Here is a 25,925-nt window from a genome sequence, read left to right on the forward strand (position 1 = left end):
CATAAAACCAGGCATTGTATCTACTATTACAATGCCTGGTTTTTTATATTTCTAATCTATTTATTTTGTGAAACGCAGAACAGGCTTTCTTGCTGCTAATGTTTCATCTAGTCGTCTTACAATTGTCGTATGTGGTGCGTCTTGAACAAGTTCTGGATTATTTTCTGCTTCCTCAGCAATTTGAAGCATTGTCTCAATAAAATCATCCAACGTTTCTTTTGTTTCAGTTTCCGGTGGTTCAATCATCATTGCTTCCTCTACATTTAATGGGAAGTAAATGGTTGGTGGATGATATTCATAATCAAGTAAGCGTTTTGCGATATCTAATGTACGTACACCTAATTGTTTTTGTTTCTTTCCAGATAATACGAATTCATGTTTACAATGCTGATTAAACGGTAGTACATAAGCATCTTCCAATCTACGCATAATATAGTTTGCGTTTAATACAGCATATTCACTTACTTTTTTCAATCCTTCTGCACCTAATGTACGTATATAGGTGTAGGCACGTAAGTAAATTCCGAAGTTTCCATAATATGGTTTTACACGACCGATTGATTTTGGACGATCATAGTCAAGATCATAGAAATTATCTCGTTTAACAATCACTGGTTTCGGTAAAAATGGCTCTAATTCCTTCGTAACACCAACAGGACCTGAACCAGGGCCACCTCCACCATGTGGACCAGAAAATGTTTTGTGTAAGTTTAGATGCACAACATCAAATCCCATGTCTCCTGGACGCGCATACCCCATAATGGCATTTAAATTAGCCCCATCATAATACAGTCTTCCACCTGCATCATGAACAATTTGTTTCATTTCTAAAATTTCCGTTTCAAAAAGTCCTAATGTGTTTGGATTTGTCAACATTAAGGCAGCAGTGTCATCACCGACAACACGTTTTAAATCCTCTAAATCTACCAGTCCTTTTTCATTGGACTTCACTGTCACCGCTTCAAATCCAGCAACTGTTGCAGATGCGGGGTTTGTTCCATGCGCTGAATCAGGAACAATCACTTTTGTTCGATGAAAATCACCATTTGCTTCATGAAATGCTCGAATCATCATTAGACCTGCCCATTCCCCATGTGCACCTGCAGCTGGTTGTAATGATATTTCATGCATTCCAGTAATTTCTTTTAGTTCTTGTTGCATATCATACATCATTTCCAATGCACCTTGCACTGTTTCAGGATCTTGATATGGATGAATATGACTAAATCCAGGTAATCTAGCTACATCTTCATTTATTTTCGGATTATATTTCATTGTGCATGATCCTAGTGGATAGAAACCAGAATCAACACCAAAATTACGTGTAGATAATGCAGTATAATGACGCATCAATTCCAATTCACTTAATTCAGGAAGTTCCGGAGGTGTATCACGAACATATTCCTCATCAAATTCATCCGTAAGCTCGACTTCTGGAACATCCATTTCAGGTAAACTAAAACTTACTCTTCCTGCTTGACTTCGTTCAAATATCAATGGAAAATCTTTATTAGCCATGGATAATCGCCCCCAATTCTTCTACAAAAGTGTCTATTTCTTCTTTTGTCCGAATTTCAGTGATTGCAAGTAACATATGATTTTTTAATTCAGGATAGAAAAAGCCAAGATCATACCCACCTATGAAACCTTTGTCAAAAAGCTGTTCATTTACCTTTTGAACAGATACAGGTAATTCAATCACAAACTCATTGAAAAATGCCTCATCAAAGATAGTTTTCAAACCAAGTTCATCAAGTTTTTGTTTTGCGTAACGCGCTTTTTGCATATTTAAAACAGCCATTTGTTTTAAACCATGTTTGCCAATGGAGCTCATTGCAACAGAACTTGCAAGTGCATTTAACGCTTGGTTTGAACAGATGTTTGATGTTGCCTTATCACGGCGAATATGCTGCTCTCTTGCTTGTAAAGTTAAAACAAATCCTCTTTTTCCATCTTCATCAACCGTTTGTCCAACTAGGCGGCCAGGAACTTTACGCATAAGCTTCTTGGTTGTTGCAAAATAACCACAATGTGGTCCCCCGAATTGTGCCGGAATACCAAATACTTGTGTGTCCCCAACGACAATATCTGCTCCAAACTCCCCTGGTGGTGTTAAATATCCCAAAGCTAATGGATTACTTGAAACAATAAACATTGTCTTTTTCTTTTGTTTAATTAATTCATTTACTTTTGCAAGTGGCTCTACTATCCCAAAGAAGTTCGGATATTGAATGACTACACCAGCAATTTCATCATCTAAAAGCTCTTCTAAATGATGAAGATCTGTTTTTCCATCTTTGATATCAATTTCAACAACTTCAATATGTTGTGCCCTTGCATACGTCTGAATAACTTCTCTTGATTCGGGGTGAACCGCTTTAGAAACAAGTACTTTGTTTTTTCTCGTCTGACCAGCACTTAAGGTAACTGCTTCTGCTAATGCTGTTCCACCATCATACATAGAGGAATTAGCGATAGGAAGTCCGGTTAATTCCGAAATCATTGTTTGAAATTCAAAAATCGCTTGTAAGCCTCCCTGTGAAATCTCAGGTTGATACGGTGTATAAGCAGTATAGAATTCAGATCTTGAAATGACATGGTCTACAACAGAAGGAATGAAGTGATCATAAACACCCGCACCTAAAAAAGATGTATAGTCAATAAGATTAGCATTTTTACCTGCCATCTTCGTTAATTCTTTTTTTAATGCTGGTTCATTTGCTGGTTTTTTTAAATTTAGTGGTTCTGATAATCGAATACTACTTGGAATATCAGAAAATAACTCGTCCGTTGTATTTATTCCAATTGTATCCAACATTTTCTGTTTATCATCTTCAGTCATTGGTAAGTAACGAAAGTCCATTAGAAAGCCTCCCCTTATTTATTTTCTTTTTAAAAATGGTGTTTCAATAATAATAGCCTTTAATTTACGTTTACGAACTTGTACCTCAACCTCTGTGCCTACTTCAGCGAAATTTGTTTGAATCAACGCGAGGCCGATATTTTTCTTTAAAGTCGGTGCTTGTGTTCCGGATGTAATCTGGCCAATTACCTCATCACCTGATAAAACAGAGTATCCATGTCTTGGGATTCCTCTATCTATCATCTCTAGTCCAACTAATTTTCTGTCTGTTCCATTATTTATTTGTTCTTGTAAAACTTCTTTTCCAATGAAATCTACTTTTTTATCCAGCTTAACGGCAAATTTTAATCCAGCCTCTATCGGTGTTATATCTTGTGATAATTCCTGTCCATATAGTGGTAGATTTGCTTCAAAACGAAGTGTGTCCCTTGCCCCTAAACCAACTGGCTCTAGGCCATCTTCTTTACCTATTTCTAAAAGTAATTTCCAAAGCTTTTGTCCTTCATTTTTATCAATATATATTTCAAAACCATCTTCCCCTGTATATCCTGTCCGAGAAACAATTGCTTCACTATCTATTCCTGTAAAACGAACATCTGATAAAAAGCGAAAAAATCGAATCGTTGAAAGATCTGTATCTGTTATTTTCTGTAAAATTTCTTCTGCTTTGGGTCCCTGCAAAGCTAACTGTACATAGTTTTTGGTAACATCCTCAATATTTAAATCTTCTTCACTATATGTGTTATGTTTGTTCAACCAATCCATATCTTTCACTGTATTTGCCGCATTAACGACTAATAGATAGTGATCTTCTTCTATCATATAGATTAGGAAATCATCCACTACTCCGCCATTTTCATAACACATAAATGTATAATGTGCTTTATTTGGGGTTAGTTTAGAAACATCATTCGTTGTCATTTTTTGTAAAAAGATAAGACTTTCGGGACCCTTTACAATAATTTCGCCCATATGAGAGACATCAAACAAGCCAGCCTTCGTTCTTGTTACTTCGTGTTCGTGCTTAATCCCAGCAAATTGAACTGGTAAATCCCAACCACCAAAATCAATGGTCTTAGCCCCATGTTTTTCATACTCTGGATATAATGGGGTTCTTTTTAATTCACTCATTTAGCCCACTTCCTTTCTGTTATTCGGTTAGTTGACGTCACAAATATTTTTTGCAACATCTAGAACCTTTCGTTTTTTCTAAAAATACACATAAGAAATAGAGACTCCACCAGAATGGTTGAAAGCCTCTGTCCTTTAACCAGAAAGTTGCGCACACAAAAACATAATTCCTTTTAGTGCTTGCTTCTTGGGTGGTTTACAGAATGCTGTAAACACTCTCCAGAGATGCGTCATATAAGAGTCTTGTTGCCTGAGAGATTCACTGATTGTTTGCTCCTTCGGCGGCACAAACAGGAGATAATATTCTGAATAATATTATTCCCTTGTACACTCTCCCCTTACAATCATCCGCTTTTTATGATGTTTTTTTATTCTTTGGTTAAACTATGTATTACTTAGTGAAATCTACCTATTTCAAAATCATTATAGCATAGAAATTGTGGATTCGCCTTAATTCTTTTTGCATTTGTCTCCACATTTAAAAAAGGGTGTAAAAATATGAATCAATTGGATATTAAATATGATAACAATTTTATTGAAAATTTGAATTTAAAGTTAAAGAAAGAAACACCACTTTCATCGTGGGAACTTTTCAAATTGGCTTATGATGCCGAAATGTTTACACTAACACCTAATTTTGATGGTTTAATAGCTGTAAATCATTTACCCCATCTTAAACCACTGCCACATCAGATTAAAGCAGCAAAACAAGTGGTAGAGAATATGAATGGTCGGGCAATCTTAGCTGATGAAGTAGGTTTGGGAAAAACAATTGAAGCAGGTCTTATTTTAAAGGAATATATGGTTCGAGGACTTGCAAAAAAAATACTAATCTTAGTACCTGCTTCACTTGTCAATCAATGGGTAAAAGAATTAAATGAAAAATTCTATATTCCTGCTATTGCTTACCGAAAAAATTACAGCTGGGAACATTGTGATGTGATTATTGCTTCTTTAGATACAGCCAAAAGAGAACCACATCAAGAAGACATTCTTCAAATTGACTATGATTTTATTATTATTGATGAGGCACATAAATTAAAAAATCATCGAACAAAAAACTATTCATTTGTAAAACAATTAAAAAAGAAATACTGTCTACTTTTAACAGCTACACCAATTCAGAATAAGTTAATAGAAATATTTAACCTTGTTTCAATCTTAAAACCAGGTCATTTAGGAAATTATGAATCCTTTAAAAAGAAGTATGATAAACAGTCAAATCATACAGATAAACAATATCTAAAACAATTAATCCAAAAGGTAATGGTACGTCATACAAGAGAACAAACAACTATGTCGTCATCCAAAAGAAAGATTAAAACAGTTTGGATTAATTTTTCACCTGAGGAGCAGGCATTTTATAGCAAACTTGATAAAGATACCTATTCTTCTCCCCTTGTAAAGCTAACCTTGTTACGAGAAATTTGTTCTTCAAGGGAAGCTTGCTTTATGTCATTTAAAAAAATAATGGAAAAGCAAAATCAAGAAAACAACTCAAACCTTGTGCATAATTTCATAATAGAAATAGAACAATTACCACATCATGCAAAAGCAAAAAAAGTAATAGATTTAGTACAGAAAATCGGTGATGAGAAAGTAATTATTTTTACAGAATATAGAGCAACACAATATTATTTACAGTGGTACTTGCAACAACACGGAATCTCTTCTGTACCTTTTCGCGGTGGATTTAAAACTGGAAAAAAAGATTGGATGCAAAAAATTTTTAAAGACCATGCACAAGTATTAATCGCAACAGAAGCTGCTGGAGAAGGAATTAACCTACAGTTTGCAAACCACTTAATAAATTATGATTTACCATGGAATCCAATGCGTTTAGAACAACGAATTGGTCGTATTCATCGATATGGTCAAGAAAAAGATGTCTATATCTATAACCTTGCCATTTTAAACACCGTGGAAGAACATATTATGAAAACACTATACGATAAATTAAATTTATTTGAAGGAGTAATAGGCAAAATTGACGACATATTAGCAGAACTGAAATTAAATAATTTAGAGACTGAAGTAAAAAATATTTATCGTCAATCAGAAACATCTGGTGAAATGAAAATAAAACTCGATAACTTAACATCTATTATACAAGGCCAGACATTAAGCGAAAGTGGTGATCAATATGGCACTGTCTAATTTAAATCAATTTCTTAAAACCTTTTTCACAACACACGAATGCCGTATTTTATCACGTGAGGAAGGGGTATTCACAGTCCAGCTAACAGAAGAAATGGATAAAGCATTAATGAACCGGCCTTTTTACTGGCATTATATGAAAAAGATGGGTAAAACCGGTGACCCTATGCAACTTACATTTATTACAAATTCAGAAAAACGCGAGTATAAAGGAGAATGGATTCATTTCGGAAGCCCTCGTTTACAACAAATCATTCATCATTTAAAAGAAAAGGAAAGATATACAAAGCTATACCAAAAAGACATCTCAGCACAAAACAAAGCATTATATCCTTGGTTAGTAACAAATATAAAAATAAGTTATATCGGAAAACAAATGAAAGAAGAACTTTTTTCCATTGGATTAAACTTAGTTAATGGAATGATGAGGACAAAAATGATGGATCTTTTAAAAAATATATCATTGCAAATGACAATTCCAGATTATTGCTATTCTATTTCTCCTATAATCATGCCTAAAAGTGGGTATAAACGAATTGAAAATGTGTTAAAACAATATATACAGGATCAAAATCATCAATGGGCAGAAGAATCACTTCGAACACTGGACAGTGAATTAAAATTATTACATCATTTTTATAAGGATAATCAAGATGAAAACGAGGAGCAACTACTAAAAGAAGAAATGGATTTAAAAAATCGGTATCAGCCCACAATAAAGCTACAGGTTGTAAACGGAGGGATATTTTATTTGTCTAAAAGTCTTACCTAAAAAAGAAAATAGCAAGCTCTACTGAACTTGCTATTTTTCTTTTTGTTTAAAAGATGATTTTACAACAAAAGGAAGGACACCAAACCATTTATTGGAATAGGTTGAATGAGTAGGTTTTTTCATAGATGCTTTCATCTTTTCTTTCTTTTCCTTTCTTTCTTTCGGAGAGGAATTTAGAAACTCAACAGCTTGTACTGTTAATGATTTTATAACATCATTAAATGACATACATTCACCTCTTTAGTTTGTATATCATTACTATTTTTTCACTTTCATTTGTTTTTATTCCTTAATCGCATTAAAATTTCATTTACAATCATTTCTGGTGATTTACCATCTGTAACAATTATTTCATCAGCATGTTTCTCATATAAATGAACACGCTTATTGTAAAGTGCTTTTCTATCTGCTATATCTTTATTCCATAATGGTCTATTTACATCCTTTTCTAGCCTTTTAAATATTTCCTTAAAAGAAGTAGCCAAATAAATAATTGTTCCATTTTGTTTCATAATATGTATATTTTCTTTCCTTTCAACAATCCCACCACCTGTAGAAATAATCGGTTGATTCACCTTTTTTAAAATTGCTGTTTCATATTGACGAAAGGTCTCCTCTCCTTTTTCAGAAAATATTTCTGGAATGTTTTGTTTATATACTTTTTCAATTTCCCTATCTGTATCTAAATAGTTCTCGATTAATACTTCCCCCAATTTTCCTCCAATCGTTGACTTTCCACTTCCCATAAATCCAATCAAATAAATTGTTTTCATTTTTTCCTAAGCTCCCTTATTTTTAATTTCTTTTGTTAAAAAAAATATATTGTTGAAGCAAATTCATCTATCTTTTCAAAGATAAAGTTTTCGATAACAAACAGTATTTTTACAAAATAAATATATTTTTATTTTTTTTAAAAAAAAGAAGGATTTTATGTTCTTTTGTCGAATAATTATAATTACAGTATAAAAGACCTTTTAAGGAGGTGAGATATGAGTGAATAATCATGCTACCTCACTTTCAGAAAAATTACTATCAGCTGCTTGTCAAATGTATGCAACAGACATTCATTTCTATCCTTTTACGGATGATACAAAAATTTATTTTCGTATCCATGGGAAACGAATGTACTACCAATCCATTTCTCCGCGCCAATATGATATCTTGCTAACATATTATAAGTTTACATCTGGAATGGATATAGGTGAAACAAGAAAGCCACAAAACGGAATGCTTCCATACCATTTACAAAACGAAATTTTTTCCTTACGTTTGTCTACCTTACCAATTAATCAAAAAGAAAGCCTCGCAATTCGAATTTTACCACAAAATGAAGTGAATTCTCTGAAAAATTTATTTCTTTTTCCAAATCAGTACCAGGAATTGAAAAACTGGATAACTAATCGTGCAGGGTTAATCTTGCTAACCGGCCCAACCGGCAGTGGGAAAACGACAACATTATATGCTTTATTAAGATCCATTATCAAAGAAGGATCTTTCCAAACGATTACATTAGAAGATCCTATTGAAAAGAATCTACACGATATTTTACAAGTACAGGTTAATGAAAAAGCTGGAATATCCTATCACACAGGATTAAAAGCCGCATTACGACATGATCCTGACATCATTATGGTGGGTGAGATTCGAGATGCTTATACTGCCCAATTTGCATTTGATGCGTCTTTAACTGGACATCTTGTCTTAAGCACCATGCATGCGAATGATACGTTTGGAACATTATATCGTTTACTTGAGATGGGATTGAATAAAACCGATTTAGCACAAACATTAATCGGAGTCGCTTCCTTACAATTACTTCCAATTCGAGTAGATAATAAAATAACAAGACGGGCTGCTATCATGGAAACACTTCATCAAAAACAAATTCATCTTGCATTAGAAGGGAAGGGAAAAATGGCAGCAAATACCTTGCATTCTTTTCATCATTTACGAAAGAAGGCCTATGCATATGGATATATTTCCGAATCAGATTTTTAAAAATAAATCATTAAAAACAGACATTCAATTACGCTTTTTAAACAGATTATCTCAGTCTCTTAATAATGGCTATCCCCTTTTAGCAGCACTAGAAGCCTTTCAATGGGATTATGAATTACGAAAACCGGCAGAACGAATTATTTTATCATTAAGAAATGGGGTCTCTTTTGATAAAGCTCTTGAGGAGGCGGATTTTCATCCAACAATTACTTCTTTTTTATATTTTACAAAAGATGGTAATCTAACAGAAAATATAGAGAAATGTGCAGAATTATTTGAAAAACGTATGAAACACACAAAGAAGTTAAAGCAAATATCAAGATATCCCTTCATTTTATTCATTATTTTTGCAGTTCTTCTGTTTTTCATTAAAAAATCCGTACTACCTTCATTTATTGACCTTTTCCAATCCACCCCAAATACAGGTATCACCATAAAATTTTCTATTTTCTTTATTAATTTGTTATTTCAAACGATGGTAATGATAATCTTTATTACGCTTATCACTGCTTTAGTTTGGTACGTTATAAAACACAAATGGAATATAGAAAGACGAATAAAAATCTATCATCGTATCCCAATCTTCCGCCAATACATTCAATTACACACATCTTATCTGTTTGCTACACATATAAGCACATTATTAAAAACAGGAATACCGTTAAAGGAAATCCTGACTATTATGCACGAACAAAAGAATCTTCCTATTATCGCTTTCTATACAGGATTGATGACAGAGCAATTAAAAAAAGGTGTATATATTACAAGCCTCTTACAAAGTTTACCTTTACTTGATCCTAAACTCGGAATGATTTTTCAAAAACATTCCGATCGCTATGCTTTAGAAACGGATTTAACCATTTACGCCGAATTAAAAGCGGAGGAATTTCATGAACGTTTAATGAAGATGATAATTTCCATTCAACCGATATTTTTTATCTGCTTAGCTTGCTTCATTATTTTTATTTATATAGCCCTGATGTGGCCGATGTTTCAACTCATAAAAACAGTATAAAGGAGTATTTACAATGCGAAAAAACCAAGCTGCGTTTACATTGATTGAAATGTTAATTGTTTTGATGATCATTTCGGTATTAGTACTTTTAATGATACCTAATTTAACTGGTAAAACGAAAGAAGTAAATAACAAAGGATGTGAGGCTCTAGTTGCCGTTGTACAAGCACAGGTAGAGTCATATTCACTTGATAATGGCTCCTTCCCAGACAGTCTAATTGTATTAAAAGAAAAAGATTACATTACAGAAGATCAACTATATTGTTCTAAATCTAACAAACAACAATTAATGTACAATAAGACTACCGGAAAAGTAACTGCTCCTACAAATAGCAATGAATGATCATAGAGGTTTTACGTTGCTGGAGGTTTTAATTGTACTTAGTATTTTATCCATTTTAATTACATTAAGTGTTCCTATATCAAAATCTCTTTTTGAAAAACAAGAAGAAAAACAGTTTCTCAACACATTAGAATCTGACATTTTATATATACAAAACCTGTCCCTTGGAACAAGAAGCCGTTCAACGATTGAATTCCACAAAGACCATTACACTATTTTTAAAACACGAACAGAGAAACCCATCATCCGATATTTACCAAAAAACTGGCAAATAACTTATACAACATATAAACATTTTTACTTTGTTAACGGTACTATCAACAAGGCTGGACATATTCTCATTCAAAAGAACAATGAAAATCTGCAAATTGTATTTCCACTTGGGAGAGGAAGAGGATATATTCGTGAATAATCATAAAGGATTTACTTTATTAGAAGTGCTTGTAGCCACAACGATTATTTTCATGCTCATCACCACAATGGTTCCACTAACCACATTACTTACTAAAGAAAGAAAACTAGCAAGTGAGAATTTAATACTAGCAAATATGTTGCATGATGAGTTACAGCCTTTTTTATGGAACAATAAGAGTGCTCCCAAACAATTTCAAAAAAAGGTTAATTCAAAAAAAGTCATCTTCTCATTTACAAGAGAAGATGACTTTATCAAAGGATGTGTCAAATGGACAAATGTTAAAAACAAAGGAGATTCCATCTGTTTATACGGACTTCCCCAAGAATAAACAAGGTTTTACGATGATTTCCTCATTATTTACGCTAATCATCATCTCTCTTACCCTTCCCCTTTTCATTTACTTATTACAATCAACATATAACTATACAACCAACCATGAGCAATTTTCAATTCAACATTTTTTCTATTTTTTACAAGATGAAATGAAACATTCAACTGATTATAATATCTCTAACAACCAATTACAATTAAGTTCTAGTACAGGTGATTTAATTAGTTTTCAACTACAAGGAGAACTTGTAATAAGAAAAGTAAATCAAAAGGGATATGAAGTCTATCTACGAAATACAGATAAAATATACTTCTCACCCAACGATTATGGAATGAAGGTATCTATTACAACAAATAAGGGTGAACAATATGAAAAACAAATTATTTATTATGAGTAATAAAAAAGGTTTTTTTCTTCCTTATGTTTTATTTTTAACTACTGTTGTTTTCATTATTTTAATGACAAGTATTAAAATATATCAAAATGAAGTAACCATATCACGTAATCTTATGGAACAAATTGAAATGGAAACACTATATCAAATGGGAGTTACCGCTTTTAAAAATGATCTACAAAACCATGATGGTTCACATAAAAACAACAGATACTTGTATCATTTTCCAACTGGGGTTGTAAAAGTAAATTATGAATTCAACAGTGATCTCGTACATTCCACCTATGAAATTATTACTAAAAAAAATAACACTTCTTTAACAATGGTAAGTTATATCAAGCTTTCTGATCTTGAAAAGAATAATGAATCAAAATTTAATATAAATGACAAAACAAGCGATTAGATTGTGTATTTTTTTCGACATTTTTTTAATTATACAGCTAAAAAATGCTTTTTCTACTATAATGGTAGTAACAAAGATTAGAGGTGGTCAAAATGGAACAGAAATTAAAAGTAACTAATGCATTAAGTGACCCTACACGCTTTAATATTTATCAATATATTATTAAGAGTACAAATGCTGCAACAGTAAATGAAGTAGCAAAAGAATTCGATATACATCCTAATGTGGCCAGAATGCATTTGTCAAAACTAGAAGATGTTGAATTAATTATCTCTTACACAAAAAAAACAGGAAAAGGTGGAAGACCAAGTAGGCTATACGAACTTGCTGATGATATCATTGAACTTAACTTCCCGCACCGAGATTACAAATTACTCTCTACCATTGCACTAGATACTTTAACAAGATTGGGTGACCCGGGAAGAAAAGCATTATATGATACAGGTTATGAATATGGTAAACAGGTTATCCGTCAATATAAAAGACAAAGTACAATAACTATGGATGAAAAGTTACAGATTTTAGAAGAAGCTGGAAAAATGCTTGGCATGTATGCAAGTTTTACTTATTCGAAGGAAGATGATTCTATCACCTACTCCATAAATAATTGCCCTTTTAAGGAAATTGCATCTAAAGATCATGCTATTTGTGATATGCATAAGTATTTTCTCAAAGGAATGTTTGAAGCCCTTTTTACACATATTAAATTATCTGAGACAAATAATATTTTTGATGGATGTGAAAATTGTACGTATATAGCGAAATTATCTGTTATTTAACAAGTTTTATTTACATTCGAGCAAGACTCGTTTATAATAACATTGAAAAGGTTAACTAAAGGAGGGGAAAGCATGGACAGAGTATTCCGTATGCTTGCCTTTTGGACAGGGATATTTACAGTAATGTTTTATGTTGGAGATCGATCTGATATTGCATTATTATTCCTTGCTCAAACAGCTTTTTTCCTTACAGTAGGTTATTTGAAACTGTCAGAACGTATGTATATGTATTTATTTGGACTTTATTGTACATTGTTTGTCATCGGTTTCACTTGGTACTCCGAATTTATTCTTGTACCAGGATTTGCTCACTAGGAAAAGCTTAAGATTTAGTAATTATTACTTAGCTAACGCTATCAACAAATCGTAAAAAACCCTGCATAAACTGTGCGGGGTTTTTTATGTTTTTATAGATAACACTATTGACAAGTTGTTAATATACCTTTATAGTAAGAACTGTAGCTTAACTTATATCCCTAACCAACAATAGAGCAGAACACATCCCCCCTTAGAGGCTGATCCCCATCAGCCTCTTTTCTTTTTATTCTTTATTTTAATATTACCCAGTTATAGAAACAAATGGATTCGTTCTTTTTTCTTCACCTATTGTTGTTTTTGGTCCATGACCAGGGTATACGACAAATTCATCTGGCAATTGATATAGATGGTTACGTATACTGTTCTCTAATTGTTTAAAATCACCTTGAGGCAAATCGGTTCGCCCTACTCCACTTCTAAATAAAACATCTCCTGCGATAACAAACTTTTCTTTAAAAAACACAAAACTTGTGCTACCCGGTGAATGACCAGGCGTATGAAGAACTTTAAAGTGAAATGAACCAATGTTTACTTCCCCTGGAACAAGTAATTGGTCAGGGGCATTTGCCTTTAATTCTGTCCCCATCAAAATCGAACGATTCAAAACTGGGTCCTCTAACCAGTGTTTTTCTTGCTCGTGTAAATAAACTTCTAATTTATAATGCTCTCGAATTTCCTGTACCGCCCCAATATGATCGAAGTGTGCATGTGTTAATATAATTGCTTGTGGAATTAAATCATGCTGTTCTACAAAAGCAATTACCTTCTCAGCATCTCCACCTGGGTCAACAATTAAGGCTTGATTATCAACATAAATGATATAACAGTTTGTTCCCAATGGACCTAATTGCATTTTCATGATTTCCATTTATTAATACCACCCTTTTTATATAATTTAATTTGAATTTGCCCTGACAATACCAAAATGGTATAATAGGATAAGAACTAGTGACTAAATACATAATAGGATATGTAAGCAATGAAATTCAACTCACATACGAAATTTAAGGAGGACAATATTTATGAACCATCTTGTTTTAGCAATTATTTTCCTAGTTGTTGCTGTTGTATCTCTCATAGGATTATTTCGTTCCTTTAAATTTAAAAACGGACTCGCTATTGTTTTCGCAGGATTGTCTACATTAACATTTGGCTTTTTCTCAATCGCAACGATTATTAACGTTTTGAAAGAAGCTATGTAGATTATCGTTCCTCACAAACAATTCAATAAAAAAACGCAGAGAATTTTTTCTCTGCGTTTTTTTCATCTTCTATTATAGATACCCCTTTCATCTCAAACTTAGATATAATTCTATATATTATTTCCACTTGAATCAATTTCATAATTCAATAATCACATTCAAAATATGAACAATTTAAATGGATCACTTAATCCGTTACCCTGCACTACAGGCGGCTACTTTTTACAAACCCGGCCTTAAGCCTCGAGAAAATCACTATGAATAATTAATGAAATTGATAAACAAAAACAAGCATTATCAGTCAAAAGTAAAATGGACGGAACGGTTGTAAAAGTAAATACAAATCAAGAAAAAATAGAAGAAGGAACAATGGAGCCTGTTGTGCAACTCATCTCTAATAAACCTTTTAACGTCATCGGTACAATGAGGAATTCGATGCCGTAAAGATTAAACCAAAACAAGATGTAACTATCATCCCAAAATGTATAAAGAGTGAAAATGGAAAGGGAGGAACTATAAAATCTGTTTCCCAATATCCGAATGAAGATAGATCAGGAGATATTGATATGTATATGGAAGAAGACACCAATGTAACAATGTATCCATTTACAGTTAGTATTACGGATGATACAAAAGATCGCCGTCAAGGCTTTCATGTTTCGTTAGAAGTCAATCTTGGAGGAGATAAGAAAATTGCTGTTCCACATATGGCAATTATGAATGATTTGATGATGGATATAGAAGATGAAGACTCAGATATGGTGGATGACATGTTTGGAATGGATGATGAGTTTATGCAAGAAGGTACATCATTTGTCTATGTGTTAATTGACGGAGCATTGGAAAAACGTGATATTGAAACCGGGAATATGAATGATGAATTTGTTGAAAAAATCGATGGTGTTAAACTTGATGAAGTAGTTATCAATACACCAACTCCCGAAATGTATGATCCTATGATGAATTTAAGTTAATGGAAGCCATGCTAATTACAGTACTTGGTGGATTAACTGGAATTGTAGTTGCAAAACTTGGCACTACTGTAGCAGCAGAATTTTTACCATTTACACCGATTATTAATCCAATAGTTCTTGCATTCATTCATAAAGAAACTTTAATCTAAGCTTACTTGTTCATTAACAAGGTATGCTGCTCCAATCATTCCTGCATCATTTCCAAGTTGAGCAAGTTTAAGTTCACAGGGACTGCTAATTCTAGGTAATGCATATTTTCTAAAATATTTCTGGAGTGGTTTTAATAAGGGTTTACCTGCTTTAGAGACCCCACCACCGATTAATACATATGATGGATTAATAATTGTAGCTATATTTGCAATAGCTAATCCTAGGACATCTGCTGTATAGTCAATAATTTCTTTACTATCTGAATCTCCTTTTTCCGCTAATTCAAAAATATCTTCAACGGATAGTGTTTGTACATTGTGGTAAAGAGACGCCAATGGACTAGTTGGATTTTCTTCAATACGCTCCATTGCTTGACGAATCATACCTGTAGCAGAAACAATGGTCTCTAAACAGCCCTTTCTTCCACAATTACACTTTGGCCCGGTTGTTTCTACTATCATATGACCTATTTCGGCCGCTGCACCATTCTCCCCTTTTAATAGATTTCCATTCGCTATAATGCCACCCCCAACTCCTGTTCCAAGGGTAATAAAAATAATATTACTATTTTTATTTCCTGCACCCATCCAATTCTCACCTAGAACAGCCATATTTGCATCATTTTCAATAAACACGGGTAGACCGGATACTTCTTCCATTTGTTGCTGTAGTTTAAAGTTATTCCAACCAATATTTACCGCTGTTATGGTCCCTTTCTTTCTGTCGATAAATCCGGGAGCACCAATACCAATCCCTATAATTTGTTCATCAGCTATTCCCAACGTTTGCTTCTGTATAAAAATACTATTTATTATTTCTTCTACAATAAAAGTACCTGAATGAGACGTATTTGTTTTCAATTCCCATTTTTTAATGATGTGCCCTTTTTTGTCTAAAAAACCAATCTTTATCGTAGTCCCCCCGATATCAATACCAACACTTAGCCTAGTCATAAGCTATCTTCCTTTTCAATACTTCTTATTTCCCTTTTCAATATAAGGATAGCTAACTGGTAATCTTTCGCTAAAATACAGTCTTGTTTATATAATTCATTCAATTCAATTTGCATTAATTCTAGGTCAGCTATCCGATCTCCCACATAAACAAAAATACCGAATCTTCTTAATAATTGTTGTACGTCATATACTGTTTTCACATAATCACCATATAAATTATACCATAAAATGATTGATTGTTATTCTTCTACGGACATATTCATTACAAATCATTCATAGAATAATGTGAAGCAAGTTTATCAAAAAAATAGGTAAAATAATGAGGTTGATCTTTCATGAAAAAACTGGTAACCATTCTTGGCATATTCATTATCATTCTAGTATCCCTTATTTTGTCTGATTTTCACTCAAAAACAAAATCAACAATCACTTATTTTCCACCAGATGAATCTATCCATTTTTCAAATAGTAATACATCTCTACATTTACAAGAAAAGAAAGGTTCTGTTCAATGGAAAGTTTCATCGCAAACAGATGAACCGCTTTATTTACGACAAGATATTTCAATTGTCTATGTAAACGGAGTATTAAAGGCAATTCATAATAATTGGTTGGAACAAACAGATTTAATTACATTTCAAGAATCCTTTAAAAAGAAAAACGGGATATGGAAAACCATTACACTACATCATGGTGAATCCCACCATACATCAGAATCCATAAAAAGCATCCAAGAAATGTCTCATGACACGCTATATATTCAAGGTAGTACATCTTTTCATACACCATCAAATCCTTCTCAACAAGCAATCAAAAAAACACTTGAGCAACAATTAGAAAAAGACTTACAGGCGCACTGGGACGAGTTAATTGACCATTTTGAAATTAATCGCTCAGAATATGAAATTATTCCCTTTACTCAATTATATGAATATGAGGAAAAACCTTTTCCATCTTTAACAAACGAACAGACAAGGAGGATCATGGGCCAATTATGGGAAGGTCTTTATAAAAACTATCTTTTGCCAATCGTAACTCGTAATAAGCCAACCGACACATATGTTCCAATCATTTTATTAAATAAAAATCATAATCATCTTCTTGTTTTATATGAAGCAAACCACGAAAAGAAGAAATTGATTCAAAAAATCTCCTCAAGTTAATTCGCTTTTGACAATCATTTTATCATCTGATTGTACAATTTATGAATGGATTCATGTTCTGAGTCAAGCTGATATGCTTTTTTAATAGCATCCTCAGCTTTTTCTTGTTCCCCTATCTCGATATAAAGTATTGCTAAATTATAATGTGCTTCTGCCATGTCAGGATCAAGCATAACCACTTTTTCTAAATCATCTAATGCCAATTCATTGTTATTTAATTTAATGTAGGCGTACGATCTCTGAAACAAAAGAGGTGCTTCTAAATCTTCTGCATTTTCTAAGCCTTTTGTAGCTTGAACAACTACCTGTTCATATTCCTCACTTTCAAGTAGTTCCTGTGTATATATCCATTGATAGGATGCGGAGTTTACATTAGTTGAAATACCGTAAAAAGTTAAACCTGTAAATAATACGAAGTAAACAATTATGGAACCCAAACGGATAACCCAACTTTTTTTATATGGTAAATGTACAATAGCTGAGGCAATAAAGCCACCTAGTAAGCCACCAAGATGTGCAGCATTATCAATCATTGGAACCGTAAAACCAATGAGTACATTAAATCCGATTAAGAAAAGGATATTATACCCCATTGTCTTAAAGAATAATGTTTTGTAAAATAAGCCAAAAAACAAAATAGCACCAAATAAACCAAATATTGCTCCCGATGCACCTGCTGACACATTAGTAGTAAAGGCAAAACTACTAAGTCCTCCACCAATACCACCAAGAAAATAAATTATCATAAATCTTGTGGAACCGTAGATTCTCTCTATAACATTCCCAAGATAATATAAAGCAAGCATGTTCATAAATAAATGGAGAAAACCAATATGGATAAACATGGAAGTAATGATTCGCCACCATTCACCATCCATAATCATCGCTGGATTAAACTTAGCCCCAAATGCAATCAAATTCTCAGTATTTGTTGTTCCCCCGTTAAAAGTCATAATAAGAAATACAATGACATTCATTGCAATCAATAAATAGGTTAAATATAATTTTCCGTAAGAAAATACCTTTTTTTCTGCATCGATTTTATTTTGCACGAGAGAAACAAATGTATGTTGCATTTCTTGAACTTGCTGTAATTGTTCTGCCTCATTTGGAATTTCGTCAAATGTTACTGGTTTTATTTGTAACACAGATGTTAATCTTTCCAGTTCAGTTAATTTATTGGTTTGATCCAAATAAAATACATTCATTTGGATAGGATATTTATCTTTTAAATGCATTGGTTTCTTCAATATTTCCCAATCATCGACAGGACTATGAGTAGCAATGTAAATATTTGATATATTTATATTTTTCCTTTTAAACATTTTTTTTATTGTTTGCACCTTCTGAAAAACGCTCATAACATCATTTTTCAAATGATTTTTCCAATGAAAACCATTTACGGCAATTCGTATAACGGAAATATTTTTCCTATCTACTTCCTTTTTTAGCCATATTTCACCATTATTTGAGTCTGAAACATATAAAATATCATACGATTTTTCTTTCACAAGCTGAAATGCTAAAGAATATTGTATGAACTTTCTACCCAATGTCATGTTATCCCCCTCTGGCCTCAGTGGTTTATCATCCTTTGTGGATCCATCCGTTTTCTGTAATTAGATATTCTACGGGAATATCATGGCTTTCTTTAGGAATTTCTTCGAGAAGTTGTGTCGTATGTAGAAGTGATACTGTTGTATTAGTAAATTTCTCTAAAAATCGATCATAGTAACCACCACCAAAACCGATTCGGTAGCCATTTCTATCAAAAACAACTCCAGGAACAATGAGTAAATCTATCTTCTTATTAATAATTTCTTTTGTTTTTTTAGGATTTGGTTCCAATAAATCAAAATAGGACTTTTCTAATTGTTGTAGATTCGTTAGTTGGTAAAATGTAAGTTGTTTTGTTTTAGGAATACATTTTGGAACTGTAACTGTTTTTCCTTCTTCCCATGCTTTTTCAATGATTGGTTTTGTATTCCATTCATGATTCTGTGAAATAGTAACCCCAATAATAGTCGCTTCTTTCCATAAAGTAGATGTAAATAAATGGTGGTATAACTGTATCTCAATATTCTTTTTTTCCTCGGCCAATAAATATAATGATTGAATTGTCTTTTTTCTTAAATTTTCTTTTTCCATAAAATCACCCTTTAAGTATATGAAAAAACCCCTATCAAACATAGCTGATAAGAGTTTATGTTGTCATTTATTTTGTTTCGCGGTGCAATGTATGTCTTTTCAAACGAGGTGAATATTTTTTCAATTCAAGTCGTTCAGGATTCGTACGTTTATTCTTTGTTGTGATGTAGTTACGATCTCCTGTTTCAGTACAAGCTAATGTAATATTAACACGCATGAATATCCCTCCAAATTCTTTATTATCACATTTAATGGCACAACTATTAATTCAATTCGACTTATATATGATAGCAAAAGTTCGTAATGCAATCAAGAATATTTTATTATTTTATAGTTTTAACTTGTCTTCAAATATGATATAACTATATTGTGAGCTGAAATGGAGGGGTGAAAATGTTATTTGCAGGAATCACAATAATTATAGTTGCGGTTATATTGTTTGTACTATCCTTTTTTATGAAAGATAAAATAGAAGATTTAGAGAATCAAGTAGAACAATTATCTCTTTCAACTATGCAAGACACATATCAATTAAAGAAAAAAATAAAAGTCCTTGAAGAGGAAATTTTATCAGATAGTTTCCAGAAAGATTCTTAATAATAATATTTTAGGTACGTCCGTGTGAGAGGAGGTTCATCATGAAACAAACCATTCGTTCGTTTTCATTAGGTTTATTAACTGCAGGCACTATTTTACTCATGATTTACTATTTCGTCGAAGAGCCCAAAGAAAAGGCAGTAAAGATGTCCGTTGACGATATGATCGCAGAAATGAAAGAAGAAGGTTATCGTGTCATTACAGAAGAACAATATATTACTTTATCAATTGATAAGGATCAAGTAAATAAAGATGCAGATAAAACACAAGTCGCCTCTACAAAGAGTAAGTCAGACGATGATAAGAAAAAAGAAAAAGACGATAAAGAAGATTTAGAGTCAAAAGATAAGAAATCAAAAGATGATAGCGACAAAAAAGATAACAAAGAAGATAAAAAAGATAAAGTAAAAACATATACATTAAAAATCGAATCTGGTATGCCTTCTTCTGATATCGGAGACATGTTAGCCGCAAATGATATCATTGATGATGCATCTAAATTCAATAAATATCTTGAAGATAAAGATTATAGTTTACGTGTTCAATTAGGTGAATTTAAAGTAAAAAGCGATATGTCTTTTTATGAAATCGCAGAAGCAATCACTAAATAATTAATCCCCCTCATCGATAGTATAAACCATTCCATGAGGGGGATTAATTTAATCTTCTTGTTCATCATTCTTATCTGTTTGTACACGCTCTTTTTTCAATTGAAAATACGTATCTAAAAGTTCTTCACCAATTTTTTGACTGGCAGGATATTGTCCAGACATAACGCCTAGATTTGGAACGACCACAGCAAAGGCAATTTCTGGGTCATCATGAGGAGCATATCCGACAAGTACATAGTTATTTGTATCTGCTAGTCTTTCTCCTGTAATCTCATGAAATACTGCATTCTCAGCTGTTCCTGTTTTACCAGCAGGCTTATATGATTTACCTCCAAAAGTCCTGTATGCAGTACCACCTGGAGTTTGATATACTTGACGGAAACCTTCTTGTACCCTATCTATCCAAGAATCTTTCATTTGGATTTTATTTAAAATTTCCGGGTTTATCTCTTTAAATAATGGACCAAGTTCGCCATTTTTTGGAACTGGATCATGTATTTCCTTTACAAAATGTGGCTTTACACGATATCCTCCATTAGCTATTGTAGATACATATTGACCTAATTGAATGGTTGTATATGTGTCATATTGCCCAATTGAGAAGTCCAATAAATTTTTGGGCTTATCACCTTTATATCCTGTCGCTTCATACGGGTAATCAACTCCTGTTGGAACCCCTAAACCAAATTGACTATAGTAGTTACGTATTTCCTGTAGGGCACTATTGTTAAATTTAATACTTTTATTTGGTCTATAATTGTATTCCCCACCCATACGCATTGCAATGTAAAACATATAAACGTTTGAAGACCGTTTTAATGCATCAATATCATTCACCCAGCCCATACTAGAGACTGACTTTTTTACCTTTGTACCAGCAATTTTTATTGGTGCATCAAAAAATTGCTGTCCTGGTGATGTAACACCTGATTGATAGCCTGAAAGCATTGTTGCCCCCTTAATTACTGAACCAGGACGATGAGCATCATAAAGTACTTTATATGCATGGTTTTCATACTTACTTTTCTTTCGATTATAATGCTGACCAGACATCGCAAGAATTTCTCCTGTTTTAGGATTCATTGCAATGGCCAAAGCATCTTCTAAAAATCTATTTTGATATGGATGTTGCTGAATAGCATTTTTTAAATGTTTTTGAACGATTTTATCTAATCGCTTTTGATATTCCATATCTATAGTTAATACAAGATCCTTCCCGCGTTCTCCTTCTACAACTGTTTTAGCTGCTATTACATCTCCTTTTTTATTTGTAGTGTATTCAATTTGTTCTTTTCTTCCACGTAATACATCTTCATATTCTTTCTCTAAACCACTTATACCTACACGGTCATTTCGGCTATAACCTTTTGCTAAATAATCTTGTAAATTTTCAGATGGTATTCCTCTTTTTTCAGTTGTAATCGAGCCAAGTAAATTTTTCAAAGTATCTTTTAATGGATATTCTCTATTCCAGTCTGTCGTTGCATTGATTCCTGGTAACTCACTAAGATGTTCTGCAACGAGAGCATACTCTTCTGGTGTTACTCCTTTATTTTTTACAATTTGTGGTGTTAATGAGTATGCCTTATCTAATTCTTTCTTAATTAAAATTATTTCTTTATCTTTCTCATCTAATTGAGCAATTTCATCGTCTTTAATTTTTTTTAACATAACTTTATATTGTTTTGCATTATCTAATTCCTTTTCTTTTTTAGACAAACGTTTTATGACTTTTTCTTCATTTTTACCTAATAAAAACCAATATTCTTTTAAATCTCGGTCTGTAATGGTTTTGAATTTCTTCTTTTTGTCTTCCTTATCATCATACATTTTAATATACTTCGATAAATCTTTTGCAACCTCTAACCTGTCCTTCGCTTGTACTCCCTTGGGTGGTGTGTATGTTATGGAATATATTGGTTTATTATCAACCACTATATTATGATTTCGGTCAAATATCTTCCCCCTCGGGACAGGTATTTTTGTTCGATCTTGAATCGTACGATCAATTTCTTTTTGATGCTCTTCTCCTTTTAATATTTGTACAATACCGAGCTGAACAATTAGAACCGAAAATAATAAAAACACAATAAAAAATAATATATTTAAGCGAATAGGAACGCGTGATTTTTTTCCTTTTTTATGATTTATTTTTGCCATCTTTCTCCCCCATTTTATCCTACAATAAACATTCAAACATGATGCTTATCCCATTATATCATCAAATAGGATTTCGTTAATGGGTAGATTTATGTTTTTTTAAAAAATACGTTGTTTCCTATTCGTTTTTTTAAAAAAGTGTACAACACCACATTAGTCACAGGTGATGTGAAAGCAACATCCATTATATATCTTTCAAAAAATAATAAATGAGTAAGTAACTAAGACCTAATATGATTAAGACGGTGGGAATAATATCTGGACCAAACGAAAGTGTAGTAAGGAGGAAAATGACTACAGAAAGAATTTTCCCAGCATGGATACTAAGTTCTCTGAGTACAATGTATTCTACTCTTAGTTCCTTTGCCTGATATGCTTCTCCTATTACATCATATGACATGGATGTATATGGCACATACAATAAAGGATAAAAAATCCCAATGACAAGTGCATAAATAACTAATGTCATATAGGTCATATGCGGTAAAAAAATAAATAGTGATAAATATAAAATAAGTGAACTCCAAAGGATAGAACGTTTTCTGTATTCATTTTTTATAAACTTCATAGTTAGAAAATAAAAAATAAATGACATTCCAGAAATATATAAATTAAACATGCCAAGTGATAGCTCACTTTTTGTTACAATATAGACCCAAATAGTTATCACAAAAGCGTAAATTCCCTCTCGCAAACCTTGGAAAAAGTGGGCATAAATGACTTTTCCCCAATCTTGATTTGTTCGCATTTGTGAAATAACCTCTTTTATATAAAACTTGCCTCGGACAACTCTAGAATGCAGAAAAAAACTACAAATCACAGCGATGATAAACATACTAAAAGATATGGAAAATATAGTTATATATCCAACAAAATCATCCATTCTAGCTATGATAAAACCTGCTAATACTGGCCCAATCATCCGTGCCACAGACTCTAGAATTCCAAATACACCGTTAAATAAATCTCTTGTATCGGGTTCGGTTATTTCAAATGTTAATAAATTATAACTAAGCCAGTATAAACCCGAACCAATCCCCAAAACACTACCTAGCAGCATTGGATAAGTTGCTGCTGACTCTCCTATAAACAATACTACAATATAAAAAAGAGCCAAAAATGTTACTCCTAATCGAAGAACATATACACGGTTCATCTTTTTTACTAGCTTTCCCGCTACTAAACAAGAAAGAAAATGAAAGAAAAATGTAGCTAGATTATAACTTGCAATTGTGATATAGTCTCCAGCTTGTCTCCATAAAAAAACATTTACAAATGTATTAGATAAAAATGTTGCTAATGCATAAAGACCCCCAATAAGTAACAATATATAAAGATCTCGATTCAGTTTAAACTTAGCGAAGAATGTTTGATTTGCTGATTTTGCCATTTGAATTACCCCTTTGTCCTATTTAGTGTAGGCAATTTAGGGGCTTCTATCCAAAAATCAAATGTTTTTACAAGATAATACCTCTCATTCCTTCTTAAAAAACAGCCTTGCCTTTCGCTAACCATTTATCCTAATATAGTTTATATTAAATTCATCACGAAGCTATTATCCATGTTAAATCACAAAAAAAACACTGAAAAATAAATTCCAGTGTTTTTCATAGCTCTTATTTATTTTGCATTTGTATAGTTTTTGGAAACTTCATCCCAGTTAACTACATTCCAAAATGCTGATAAGTATTCAGGACGTCTGTTTTGATATTTTAAATAATATGCATGTTCCCAAACGTCAACACCAAGTAAAGGTGTTTTTCCTTCCATAATTGGTGAATCTTGGTTTGGTGTACTCATAATTTCTAATTCGCCATTATGAAGTACAAGCCAACCCCATCCAGAACCAAAACGACCTGCTGCAGCTGCTGCAAACTCTTCTTTAAATTTATCAAAGCTGCCAAATTTTTCATTGATTTTTGTTGCTAATTCTCCAGTAGGTTCGCCACCACCGTTTGGTGATAATACAGTCCAGAATAAACTATGGTTAGCATGTCCACCACCATTGTTGCGAACAGCTGTACGAATAGACTCTGGTAGAGAGTCTAAATTACTGATTAGCTCGTCTAATGATTTATTTTGTAAGTCAGCATGCCCTTCCAATGCACCGTTTAATTTTGTTACATAAGTGTTATGATGCTTTGTATGGTGAATATTCATTGTTTCTTTATCGATATGAGGTTCTAATGCATCATACTCATATGGTAGTTTTGGTAGTTCAAATGTAGCCATAAATTAATTCCTCCTTCAAAATTTTAAAAGGAAATTATTGTATCCTTTATATTGAAGATACCAATTGTTCCACATTCTTGCAACAATTTTGCATGATTTTCCATAAAAAATATCCGTACAAGACTTATCAACCTAGGTTTACCCTATAAGTGTCGTGTAAATGATTGAATCTAATAAAGGCTAAGACTGCTTCCAGAAATGTTAGCGATTGATGATTTTTAAGTAATGCGGACAAAAATAAATATCAGATCATCATTGTAGAGTAAATGTAGAAGAAAAGGAAGTCCTTATAATTTTGCCAGACCTTAGAGTAGAAATGGTGGAATAATACTTTAAATGGTATATAACTAACAATTAAAATGTTTAAAGACTGGCATACAGAGAGATTAGAAATCCTTTTAAATATCCACTTAATAATGGCTCTATTGAAGGTGTAAATAACACGACAAAGGCAAGATTTTCTATTGCAAGTAAGAAATATGCAAAAAGGCTAATGATTCTAGAATCATTAGCCTTTTATGATGGCTCGGGACGGAATCGAACCGCCGACACAAGGATTTTCAGTCCTTTGCTCTACCGACTGAGCTACCGAGCCTTATAATTATTTACCATCATTTTAATAATAATATAAATGGAGGAGGTAGAGGGATTCGAACCCCCGCGGGCTTTGACACCCCTTTCGGTTTTCAAGACCGACCCCTTCAGCCAGACTTGGGTATACCTCCATAGCTAAAGTGGACCCTGCAGGACTCGAACCTGCGACCGATCGGTTATGAGCCGATAGCTCTAACCAACTGAGCTAAGGGTCCTTTT

32 protein-coding genes, 3 tRNA genes and 1 riboswitch are annotated in these 25,925 nt (G+C 32.7%); of the genes, 18 read left to right on the top strand and 17 right to left on the bottom strand.

Going from position 1 to position 25,925, the window contains the following annotated elements; genetic code table 11:
• Positions 1-60 precede the first annotated feature (60 nt).
• Genes gcvPB through gcvT form a run of 3 tightly spaced genes read right to left on the bottom strand, consistent with a single transcriptional unit; the run spans position 61 to position 3,994 of the window.
• Complete coding sequence (gene gcvPB, locus FHP05_RS02745) at positions 61-1,518, bottom strand: aminomethyl-transferring glycine dehydrogenase subunit GcvPB (protein ID WP_147665694.1); 1,458 nt, start codon at positions 1,516-1,518, stop codon at positions 61-63.
• The gene (gene gcvPA, locus FHP05_RS02750) at positions 1,511-2,863 is read right to left on the bottom strand and encodes an aminomethyl-transferring glycine dehydrogenase subunit GcvPA (RefSeq protein ID WP_147665695.1); all 1,353 of its coding nucleotides are present in this window, start codon (positions 2,861-2,863) and stop codon (positions 1,511-1,513) included. The genes gcvPB and gcvPA overlap by 8 nt, the downstream gene beginning before the upstream one ends.
• A gap of 18 nt (positions 2,864-2,881) precedes the next feature.
• Positions 2,882-3,994, bottom strand: coding sequence for a glycine cleavage system aminomethyltransferase GcvT (gene gcvT, locus FHP05_RS02755; protein WP_147665696.1), 1,113 nt, complete (start codon positions 3,992-3,994; stop codon positions 2,882-2,884).
• A gap of 228 nt (positions 3,995-4,222) precedes the next feature.
• Positions 4,223-4,342: riboswitch (glycine riboswitch) on the bottom strand.
• 150 nt (positions 4,343-4,492) lie between these two features.
• On the opposite strand from gcvT, the gene FHP05_RS02760 reads away from it, so the two are divergent.
• Both FHP05_RS02760 and FHP05_RS02765 read left to right on the top strand, forming a co-directional pair.
• Complete coding sequence (locus tag FHP05_RS02760; RefSeq protein WP_147665697.1) at positions 4,493-6,151, top strand: DEAD/DEAH box helicase; 1,659 nt, start codon at positions 4,493-4,495, stop codon at positions 6,149-6,151.
• Complete coding sequence (locus FHP05_RS02765; protein ID WP_147665698.1) at positions 6,138-6,923, top strand: YqhG family protein; 786 nt, start codon at positions 6,138-6,140, stop codon at positions 6,921-6,923. Before FHP05_RS02760 ends, FHP05_RS02765 begins: the two co-directional genes overlap by 14 nt.
• Before the next feature lie 30 nt (positions 6,924-6,953).
• On the opposite strand, the gene FHP05_RS02770 is transcribed toward FHP05_RS02765, so the two are convergent.
• Both FHP05_RS02770 and FHP05_RS02775 read right to left on the bottom strand, forming a co-directional pair.
• Entirely contained in the window at positions 6,954-7,151 is a 198-nt protein-coding gene (locus FHP05_RS02770) for a YqzE family protein (RefSeq protein WP_147665699.1), read from the bottom strand.
• Positions 7,152-7,195: 44 nt separating this feature from the next.
• Complete coding sequence (locus FHP05_RS02775; RefSeq protein ID WP_147665700.1) at positions 7,196-7,696, bottom strand: shikimate kinase; 501 nt, start codon at positions 7,694-7,696, stop codon at positions 7,196-7,198.
• A 274-nt stretch (positions 7,697-7,970) separates the two neighbouring features.
• Here FHP05_RS02775 and comGA point away from each other — a divergent pair, with 274 nt between their 5' ends.
• From comGA to FHP05_RS02820, 9 genes are all read left to right on the top strand, one after another.
• Positions 7,971-8,921, top strand: a complete 951-nt coding sequence (gene comGA / locus FHP05_RS02780; protein WP_147665859.1) for a competence type IV pilus ATPase ComGA — start codon at positions 7,971-7,973, stop codon at positions 8,919-8,921.
• On the top strand, positions 8,893-9,936 hold the full coding sequence (gene comGB, locus FHP05_RS02785; RefSeq protein WP_191126206.1) for a competence type IV pilus assembly protein ComGB: 1,044 nt from the start codon (positions 8,893-8,895) through the stop codon (positions 9,934-9,936). Before comGA ends, comGB begins: the two co-directional genes overlap by 29 nt.
• 13 nt (positions 9,937-9,949) lie before the next feature.
• Positions 9,950-10,279 carry a competence type IV pilus major pilin ComGC gene (comGC, locus tag FHP05_RS02790; RefSeq protein WP_147665702.1) on the top strand — a complete coding sequence of 110 codons (330 nt, stop codon included), beginning with the start codon at positions 9,950-9,952 and terminating at the stop codon, positions 10,277-10,279.
• Positions 10,272-10,691, top strand: coding sequence for a competence type IV pilus minor pilin ComGD (comGD, locus tag FHP05_RS02795; protein WP_147665703.1), 420 nt, complete (start codon positions 10,272-10,274; stop codon positions 10,689-10,691). Before comGC ends, comGD begins: the two co-directional genes overlap by 8 nt.
• On the top strand, positions 10,684-11,022 hold the full coding sequence (locus FHP05_RS02800; protein ID WP_191126208.1) for a type II secretion system protein: 339 nt from the start codon (positions 10,684-10,686) through the stop codon (positions 11,020-11,022). The genes comGD and FHP05_RS02800 overlap by 8 nt, the downstream gene beginning before the upstream one ends.
• Positions 10,970-11,422, top strand: coding sequence for a competence type IV pilus minor pilin ComGF (locus FHP05_RS02805; protein WP_191126209.1), 453 nt, complete (start codon positions 10,970-10,972; stop codon positions 11,420-11,422). Before FHP05_RS02800 ends, FHP05_RS02805 begins: the two co-directional genes overlap by 53 nt.
• Complete coding sequence (locus FHP05_RS02810) at positions 11,394-11,822, top strand: hypothetical protein (protein ID WP_147665706.1); 429 nt, start codon at positions 11,394-11,396, stop codon at positions 11,820-11,822. The genes FHP05_RS02805 and FHP05_RS02810 overlap by 29 nt, the downstream gene beginning before the upstream one ends.
• 92 nt (positions 11,823-11,914) lie before the next feature.
• Complete coding sequence (locus FHP05_RS02815; protein ID WP_147665707.1) at positions 11,915-12,601, top strand: helix-turn-helix transcriptional regulator; 687 nt, start codon at positions 11,915-11,917, stop codon at positions 12,599-12,601.
• 72 nt (positions 12,602-12,673) lie between these two features.
• Positions 12,674-12,916 (top strand): DUF2626 domain-containing protein, encoded by a 243-nt coding sequence (locus FHP05_RS02820; protein ID WP_147665708.1) that lies wholly within the window; start codon positions 12,674-12,676, stop codon positions 12,914-12,916.
• 244 nt (positions 12,917-13,160) lie between these two features.
• Here the strand turns inward: FHP05_RS02820 and FHP05_RS02825 are convergent, their stop codons facing one another.
• Positions 13,161-13,787, bottom strand: a complete 627-nt coding sequence (locus FHP05_RS02825) for an MBL fold metallo-hydrolase (protein ID WP_147665709.1) — start codon at positions 13,785-13,787, stop codon at positions 13,161-13,163.
• A gap of 154 nt (positions 13,788-13,941) precedes the next feature.
• On the opposite strand from FHP05_RS02825, the gene FHP05_RS02830 reads away from it, so the two are divergent.
• The 4 genes from FHP05_RS02830 to FHP05_RS15245 all read left to right on the top strand — a co-directional run bounded on the left by FHP05_RS02830 (position 13,942) and on the right by FHP05_RS15245 (position 15,244).
• Entirely contained in the window at positions 13,942-14,121 is a 180-nt protein-coding gene (locus FHP05_RS02830; RefSeq protein WP_147665710.1) for a DUF2759 family protein, read from the top strand.
• Positions 14,122-14,433: 312 nt separating this feature from the next.
• The gene (locus FHP05_RS15640; protein WP_269144267.1) at positions 14,434-14,565 is read left to right on the top strand and encodes a hypothetical protein; all 132 of its coding nucleotides are present in this window, start codon (positions 14,434-14,436) and stop codon (positions 14,563-14,565) included.
• 122 nt (positions 14,566-14,687) lie between these two features.
• Entirely contained in the window at positions 14,688-15,095 is a 408-nt protein-coding gene (locus tag FHP05_RS02835; RefSeq protein ID WP_147665711.1) for an efflux RND transporter periplasmic adaptor subunit, read from the top strand.
• The gene (locus FHP05_RS15245) at positions 15,095-15,244 is read left to right on the top strand and encodes a hypothetical protein (protein WP_191126210.1); all 150 of its coding nucleotides are present in this window, start codon (positions 15,095-15,097) and stop codon (positions 15,242-15,244) included. The genes FHP05_RS02835 and FHP05_RS15245 overlap by 1 nt, the downstream gene beginning before the upstream one ends.
• Here FHP05_RS15245 and FHP05_RS02840 read toward each other — a convergent pair.
• Both FHP05_RS02840 and FHP05_RS02845 read right to left on the bottom strand, forming a co-directional pair.
• Positions 15,236-16,198, bottom strand: a complete 963-nt coding sequence (locus FHP05_RS02840; RefSeq protein WP_147665712.1) for an ROK family glucokinase — start codon at positions 16,196-16,198, stop codon at positions 15,236-15,238. The two genes, FHP05_RS15245 and FHP05_RS02840, sit on opposite strands and share 9 nt — an antisense overlap.
• Complete coding sequence (locus FHP05_RS02845) at positions 16,195-16,401, bottom strand: YqgQ family protein (protein ID WP_147665713.1); 207 nt, start codon at positions 16,399-16,401, stop codon at positions 16,195-16,197. Before FHP05_RS02845 ends, FHP05_RS02840 begins: the two co-directional genes overlap by 4 nt.
• Positions 16,402-16,536: 135 nt before the next feature.
• Between FHP05_RS02845 and FHP05_RS02850 the strand changes: the two genes are divergently transcribed.
• Positions 16,537-17,364 carry a hypothetical protein gene (locus FHP05_RS02850; RefSeq protein WP_147665714.1) on the top strand — a complete coding sequence of 276 codons (828 nt, stop codon included), beginning with the start codon at positions 16,537-16,539 and terminating at the stop codon, positions 17,362-17,364.
• A gap of 14 nt (positions 17,365-17,378) precedes the next feature.
• Here the strand turns inward: FHP05_RS02850 and FHP05_RS02855 are convergent, their stop codons facing one another.
• The 3 genes from FHP05_RS02855 to rpmG all read right to left on the bottom strand — a co-directional run bounded on the left by FHP05_RS02855 (position 17,379) and on the right by rpmG (position 19,729).
• Positions 17,379-18,923 carry a rhomboid family intramembrane serine protease gene (locus tag FHP05_RS02855; RefSeq protein WP_147665715.1) on the bottom strand — a complete coding sequence of 515 codons (1,545 nt, stop codon included), beginning with the start codon at positions 18,921-18,923 and terminating at the stop codon, positions 17,379-17,381.
• A 28-nt stretch (positions 18,924-18,951) separates the two neighbouring features.
• Positions 18,952-19,512: a 5-formyltetrahydrofolate cyclo-ligase gene (locus FHP05_RS02860; protein WP_147665716.1), complete on the bottom strand. Its 561-nt coding sequence runs from the start codon at positions 19,510-19,512 to the stop codon at positions 18,952-18,954.
• A 67-nt stretch (positions 19,513-19,579) separates the two neighbouring features.
• Positions 19,580-19,729 (bottom strand): 50S ribosomal protein L33, encoded by a 150-nt coding sequence (gene rpmG, locus FHP05_RS02865; protein ID WP_146936974.1) that lies wholly within the window; start codon positions 19,727-19,729, stop codon positions 19,580-19,582.
• 176 nt (positions 19,730-19,905) lie between these two features.
• Between rpmG and FHP05_RS02870 the strand changes: the two genes are divergently transcribed.
• Both FHP05_RS02870 and FHP05_RS02875 read left to right on the top strand, forming a co-directional pair.
• Positions 19,906-20,109: a hypothetical protein gene (locus tag FHP05_RS02870; RefSeq protein WP_147665717.1), complete on the top strand. Its 204-nt coding sequence runs from the start codon at positions 19,906-19,908 to the stop codon at positions 20,107-20,109.
• 41 nt (positions 20,110-20,150) lie between these two features.
• Positions 20,151-20,720 carry a hypothetical protein gene (locus tag FHP05_RS02875; RefSeq protein WP_147665718.1) on the top strand — a complete coding sequence of 190 codons (570 nt, stop codon included), beginning with the start codon at positions 20,151-20,153 and terminating at the stop codon, positions 20,718-20,720.
• 48 nt (positions 20,721-20,768) lie between these two features.
• Here the strand turns inward: FHP05_RS02875 and FHP05_RS02880 are convergent, their stop codons facing one another.
• From FHP05_RS02880 to FHP05_RS02905, 6 genes are all read right to left on the bottom strand, one after another.
• Positions 20,769-22,880, bottom strand: a complete 2,112-nt coding sequence (locus tag FHP05_RS02880) for a peptidoglycan D,D-transpeptidase FtsI family protein (protein WP_147665719.1) — start codon at positions 22,878-22,880, stop codon at positions 20,769-20,771.
• Between the two features lie 184 nt (positions 22,881-23,064).
• Positions 23,065-24,270 (bottom strand): MFS transporter, encoded by a 1,206-nt coding sequence (locus FHP05_RS02885; protein WP_147665720.1) that lies wholly within the window; start codon positions 24,268-24,270, stop codon positions 23,065-23,067.
• 230 nt (positions 24,271-24,500) lie between these two features.
• Positions 24,501-25,112, bottom strand: coding sequence for a superoxide dismutase (locus tag FHP05_RS02890; RefSeq protein WP_147665721.1), 612 nt, complete (start codon positions 25,110-25,112; stop codon positions 24,501-24,503).
• Between the two features lie 522 nt (positions 25,113-25,634).
• Positions 25,635-25,707, bottom strand: a tRNA-Phe gene (locus FHP05_RS02895).
• 37 nt (positions 25,708-25,744) lie between these two features.
• A tRNA-Ser gene (locus FHP05_RS02900) sits at positions 25,745-25,837 on the bottom strand.
• Between the two features lie 10 nt (positions 25,838-25,847).
• Positions 25,848-25,921: transfer RNA gene (locus tag FHP05_RS02905), tRNA-Ile, on the bottom strand.
• Between the last annotated feature and the right edge of the window lie 4 nt (positions 25,922-25,925).

The sequence above is a fragment of the Cerasibacillus terrae genome, assembly GCF_008039555.1.
Taxonomy (GTDB): domain Bacteria; phylum Bacillota; class Bacilli; order Bacillales; family Amphibacillaceae; genus Cerasibacillus; species Cerasibacillus terrae.

Bases quoted from the DNA above. Each gene is read 5' to 3' on its own strand.
- gcvPB (WP_147665694.1), bottom strand. From the start codon at position 1,518: ATGGCTAATAAAGATTTTCCATTGATATTTGAACGAAGTCAAGCAGGA.
- gcvPA (WP_147665695.1), bottom strand. From the start codon at position 2,863: ATGGACTTTCGTTACTTACCAATGACTGAAGATGATAAACAGAAAATG.
- gcvT (WP_147665696.1), bottom strand. From the start codon at position 3,994: ATGAGTGAATTAAAAAGAACCCCATTATATCCAGAGTATGAAAAACAT.
- FHP05_RS02760 (WP_147665697.1), top strand. From the start codon at position 4,493: ATGAATCAATTGGATATTAAATATGATAACAATTTTATTGAAAATTTG.
- FHP05_RS02765 (WP_147665698.1), top strand. From the start codon at position 6,138: ATGGCACTGTCTAATTTAAATCAATTTCTTAAAACCTTTTTCACAACA.
- FHP05_RS02770 (WP_147665699.1), bottom strand. From the start codon at position 7,151: ATGTCATTTAATGATGTTATAAAATCATTAACAGTACAAGCTGTTGAG.
- FHP05_RS02775 (WP_147665700.1), bottom strand. From the start codon at position 7,696: ATGAAAACAATTTATTTGATTGGATTTATGGGAAGTGGAAAGTCAACG.
- comGA (WP_147665859.1), top strand. From the start codon at position 7,971: ATGTATGCAACAGACATTCATTTCTATCCTTTTACGGATGATACAAAA.
- comGB (WP_191126206.1), top strand. From the start codon at position 8,893: ATGGATATATTTCCGAATCAGATTTTTAAAAATAAATCATTAAAAACA.
- comGC (WP_147665702.1), top strand. From the start codon at position 9,950: ATGCGAAAAAACCAAGCTGCGTTTACATTGATTGAAATGTTAATTGTT.
- comGD (WP_147665703.1), top strand. From the start codon at position 10,272: ATGAATGATCATAGAGGTTTTACGTTGCTGGAGGTTTTAATTGTACTT.
- FHP05_RS02805 (WP_191126209.1), top strand. From the start codon at position 10,970: ATGTTAAAAACAAAGGAGATTCCATCTGTTTATACGGACTTCCCCAAG.
- FHP05_RS02810 (WP_147665706.1), top strand. From the start codon at position 11,394: ATGAAAAACAAATTATTTATTATGAGTAATAAAAAAGGTTTTTTTCTT.
- FHP05_RS02815 (WP_147665707.1), top strand. From the start codon at position 11,915: ATGGAACAGAAATTAAAAGTAACTAATGCATTAAGTGACCCTACACGC.
- FHP05_RS02820 (WP_147665708.1), top strand. From the start codon at position 12,674: ATGGACAGAGTATTCCGTATGCTTGCCTTTTGGACAGGGATATTTACA.
- FHP05_RS02825 (WP_147665709.1), bottom strand. From the start codon at position 13,787: ATGGAAATCATGAAAATGCAATTAGGTCCATTGGGAACAAACTGTTAT.
- FHP05_RS02830 (WP_147665710.1), top strand. From the start codon at position 13,942: ATGAACCATCTTGTTTTAGCAATTATTTTCCTAGTTGTTGCTGTTGTA.
- FHP05_RS15640 (WP_269144267.1), top strand. From the start codon at position 14,434: ATGGACGGAACGGTTGTAAAAGTAAATACAAATCAAGAAAAAATAGAA.
- FHP05_RS02835 (WP_147665711.1), top strand. From the start codon at position 14,688: ATGTATATGGAAGAAGACACCAATGTAACAATGTATCCATTTACAGTT.
- FHP05_RS15245 (WP_191126210.1), top strand. From the start codon at position 15,095: ATGGAAGCCATGCTAATTACAGTACTTGGTGGATTAACTGGAATTGTA.
- FHP05_RS02840 (WP_147665712.1), bottom strand. From the start codon at position 16,198: ATGACTAGGCTAAGTGTTGGTATTGATATCGGGGGGACTACGATAAAG.
- FHP05_RS02850 (WP_147665714.1), top strand. From the start codon at position 16,537: ATGAAAAAACTGGTAACCATTCTTGGCATATTCATTATCATTCTAGTA.
- FHP05_RS02855 (WP_147665715.1), bottom strand. From the start codon at position 18,923: ATGACATTGGGTAGAAAGTTCATACAATATTCTTTAGCATTTCAGCTT.
- FHP05_RS02860 (WP_147665716.1), bottom strand. From the start codon at position 19,512: ATGGAAAAAGAAAATTTAAGAAAAAAGACAATTCAATCATTATATTTA.
- rpmG (WP_146936974.1), bottom strand. From the start codon at position 19,729: ATGCGTGTTAATATTACATTAGCTTGTACTGAAACAGGAGATCGTAAC.
- FHP05_RS02870 (WP_147665717.1), top strand. From the start codon at position 19,906: ATGTTATTTGCAGGAATCACAATAATTATAGTTGCGGTTATATTGTTT.
- FHP05_RS02875 (WP_147665718.1), top strand. From the start codon at position 20,151: ATGAAACAAACCATTCGTTCGTTTTCATTAGGTTTATTAACTGCAGGC.
- FHP05_RS02880 (WP_147665719.1), bottom strand. From the start codon at position 22,880: ATGGCAAAAATAAATCATAAAAAAGGAAAAAAATCACGCGTTCCTATT.
- FHP05_RS02885 (WP_147665720.1), bottom strand. From the start codon at position 24,270: ATGGCAAAATCAGCAAATCAAACATTCTTCGCTAAGTTTAAACTGAAT.
- FHP05_RS02890 (WP_147665721.1), bottom strand. From the start codon at position 25,112: ATGGCTACATTTGAACTACCAAAACTACCATATGAGTATGATGCATTA.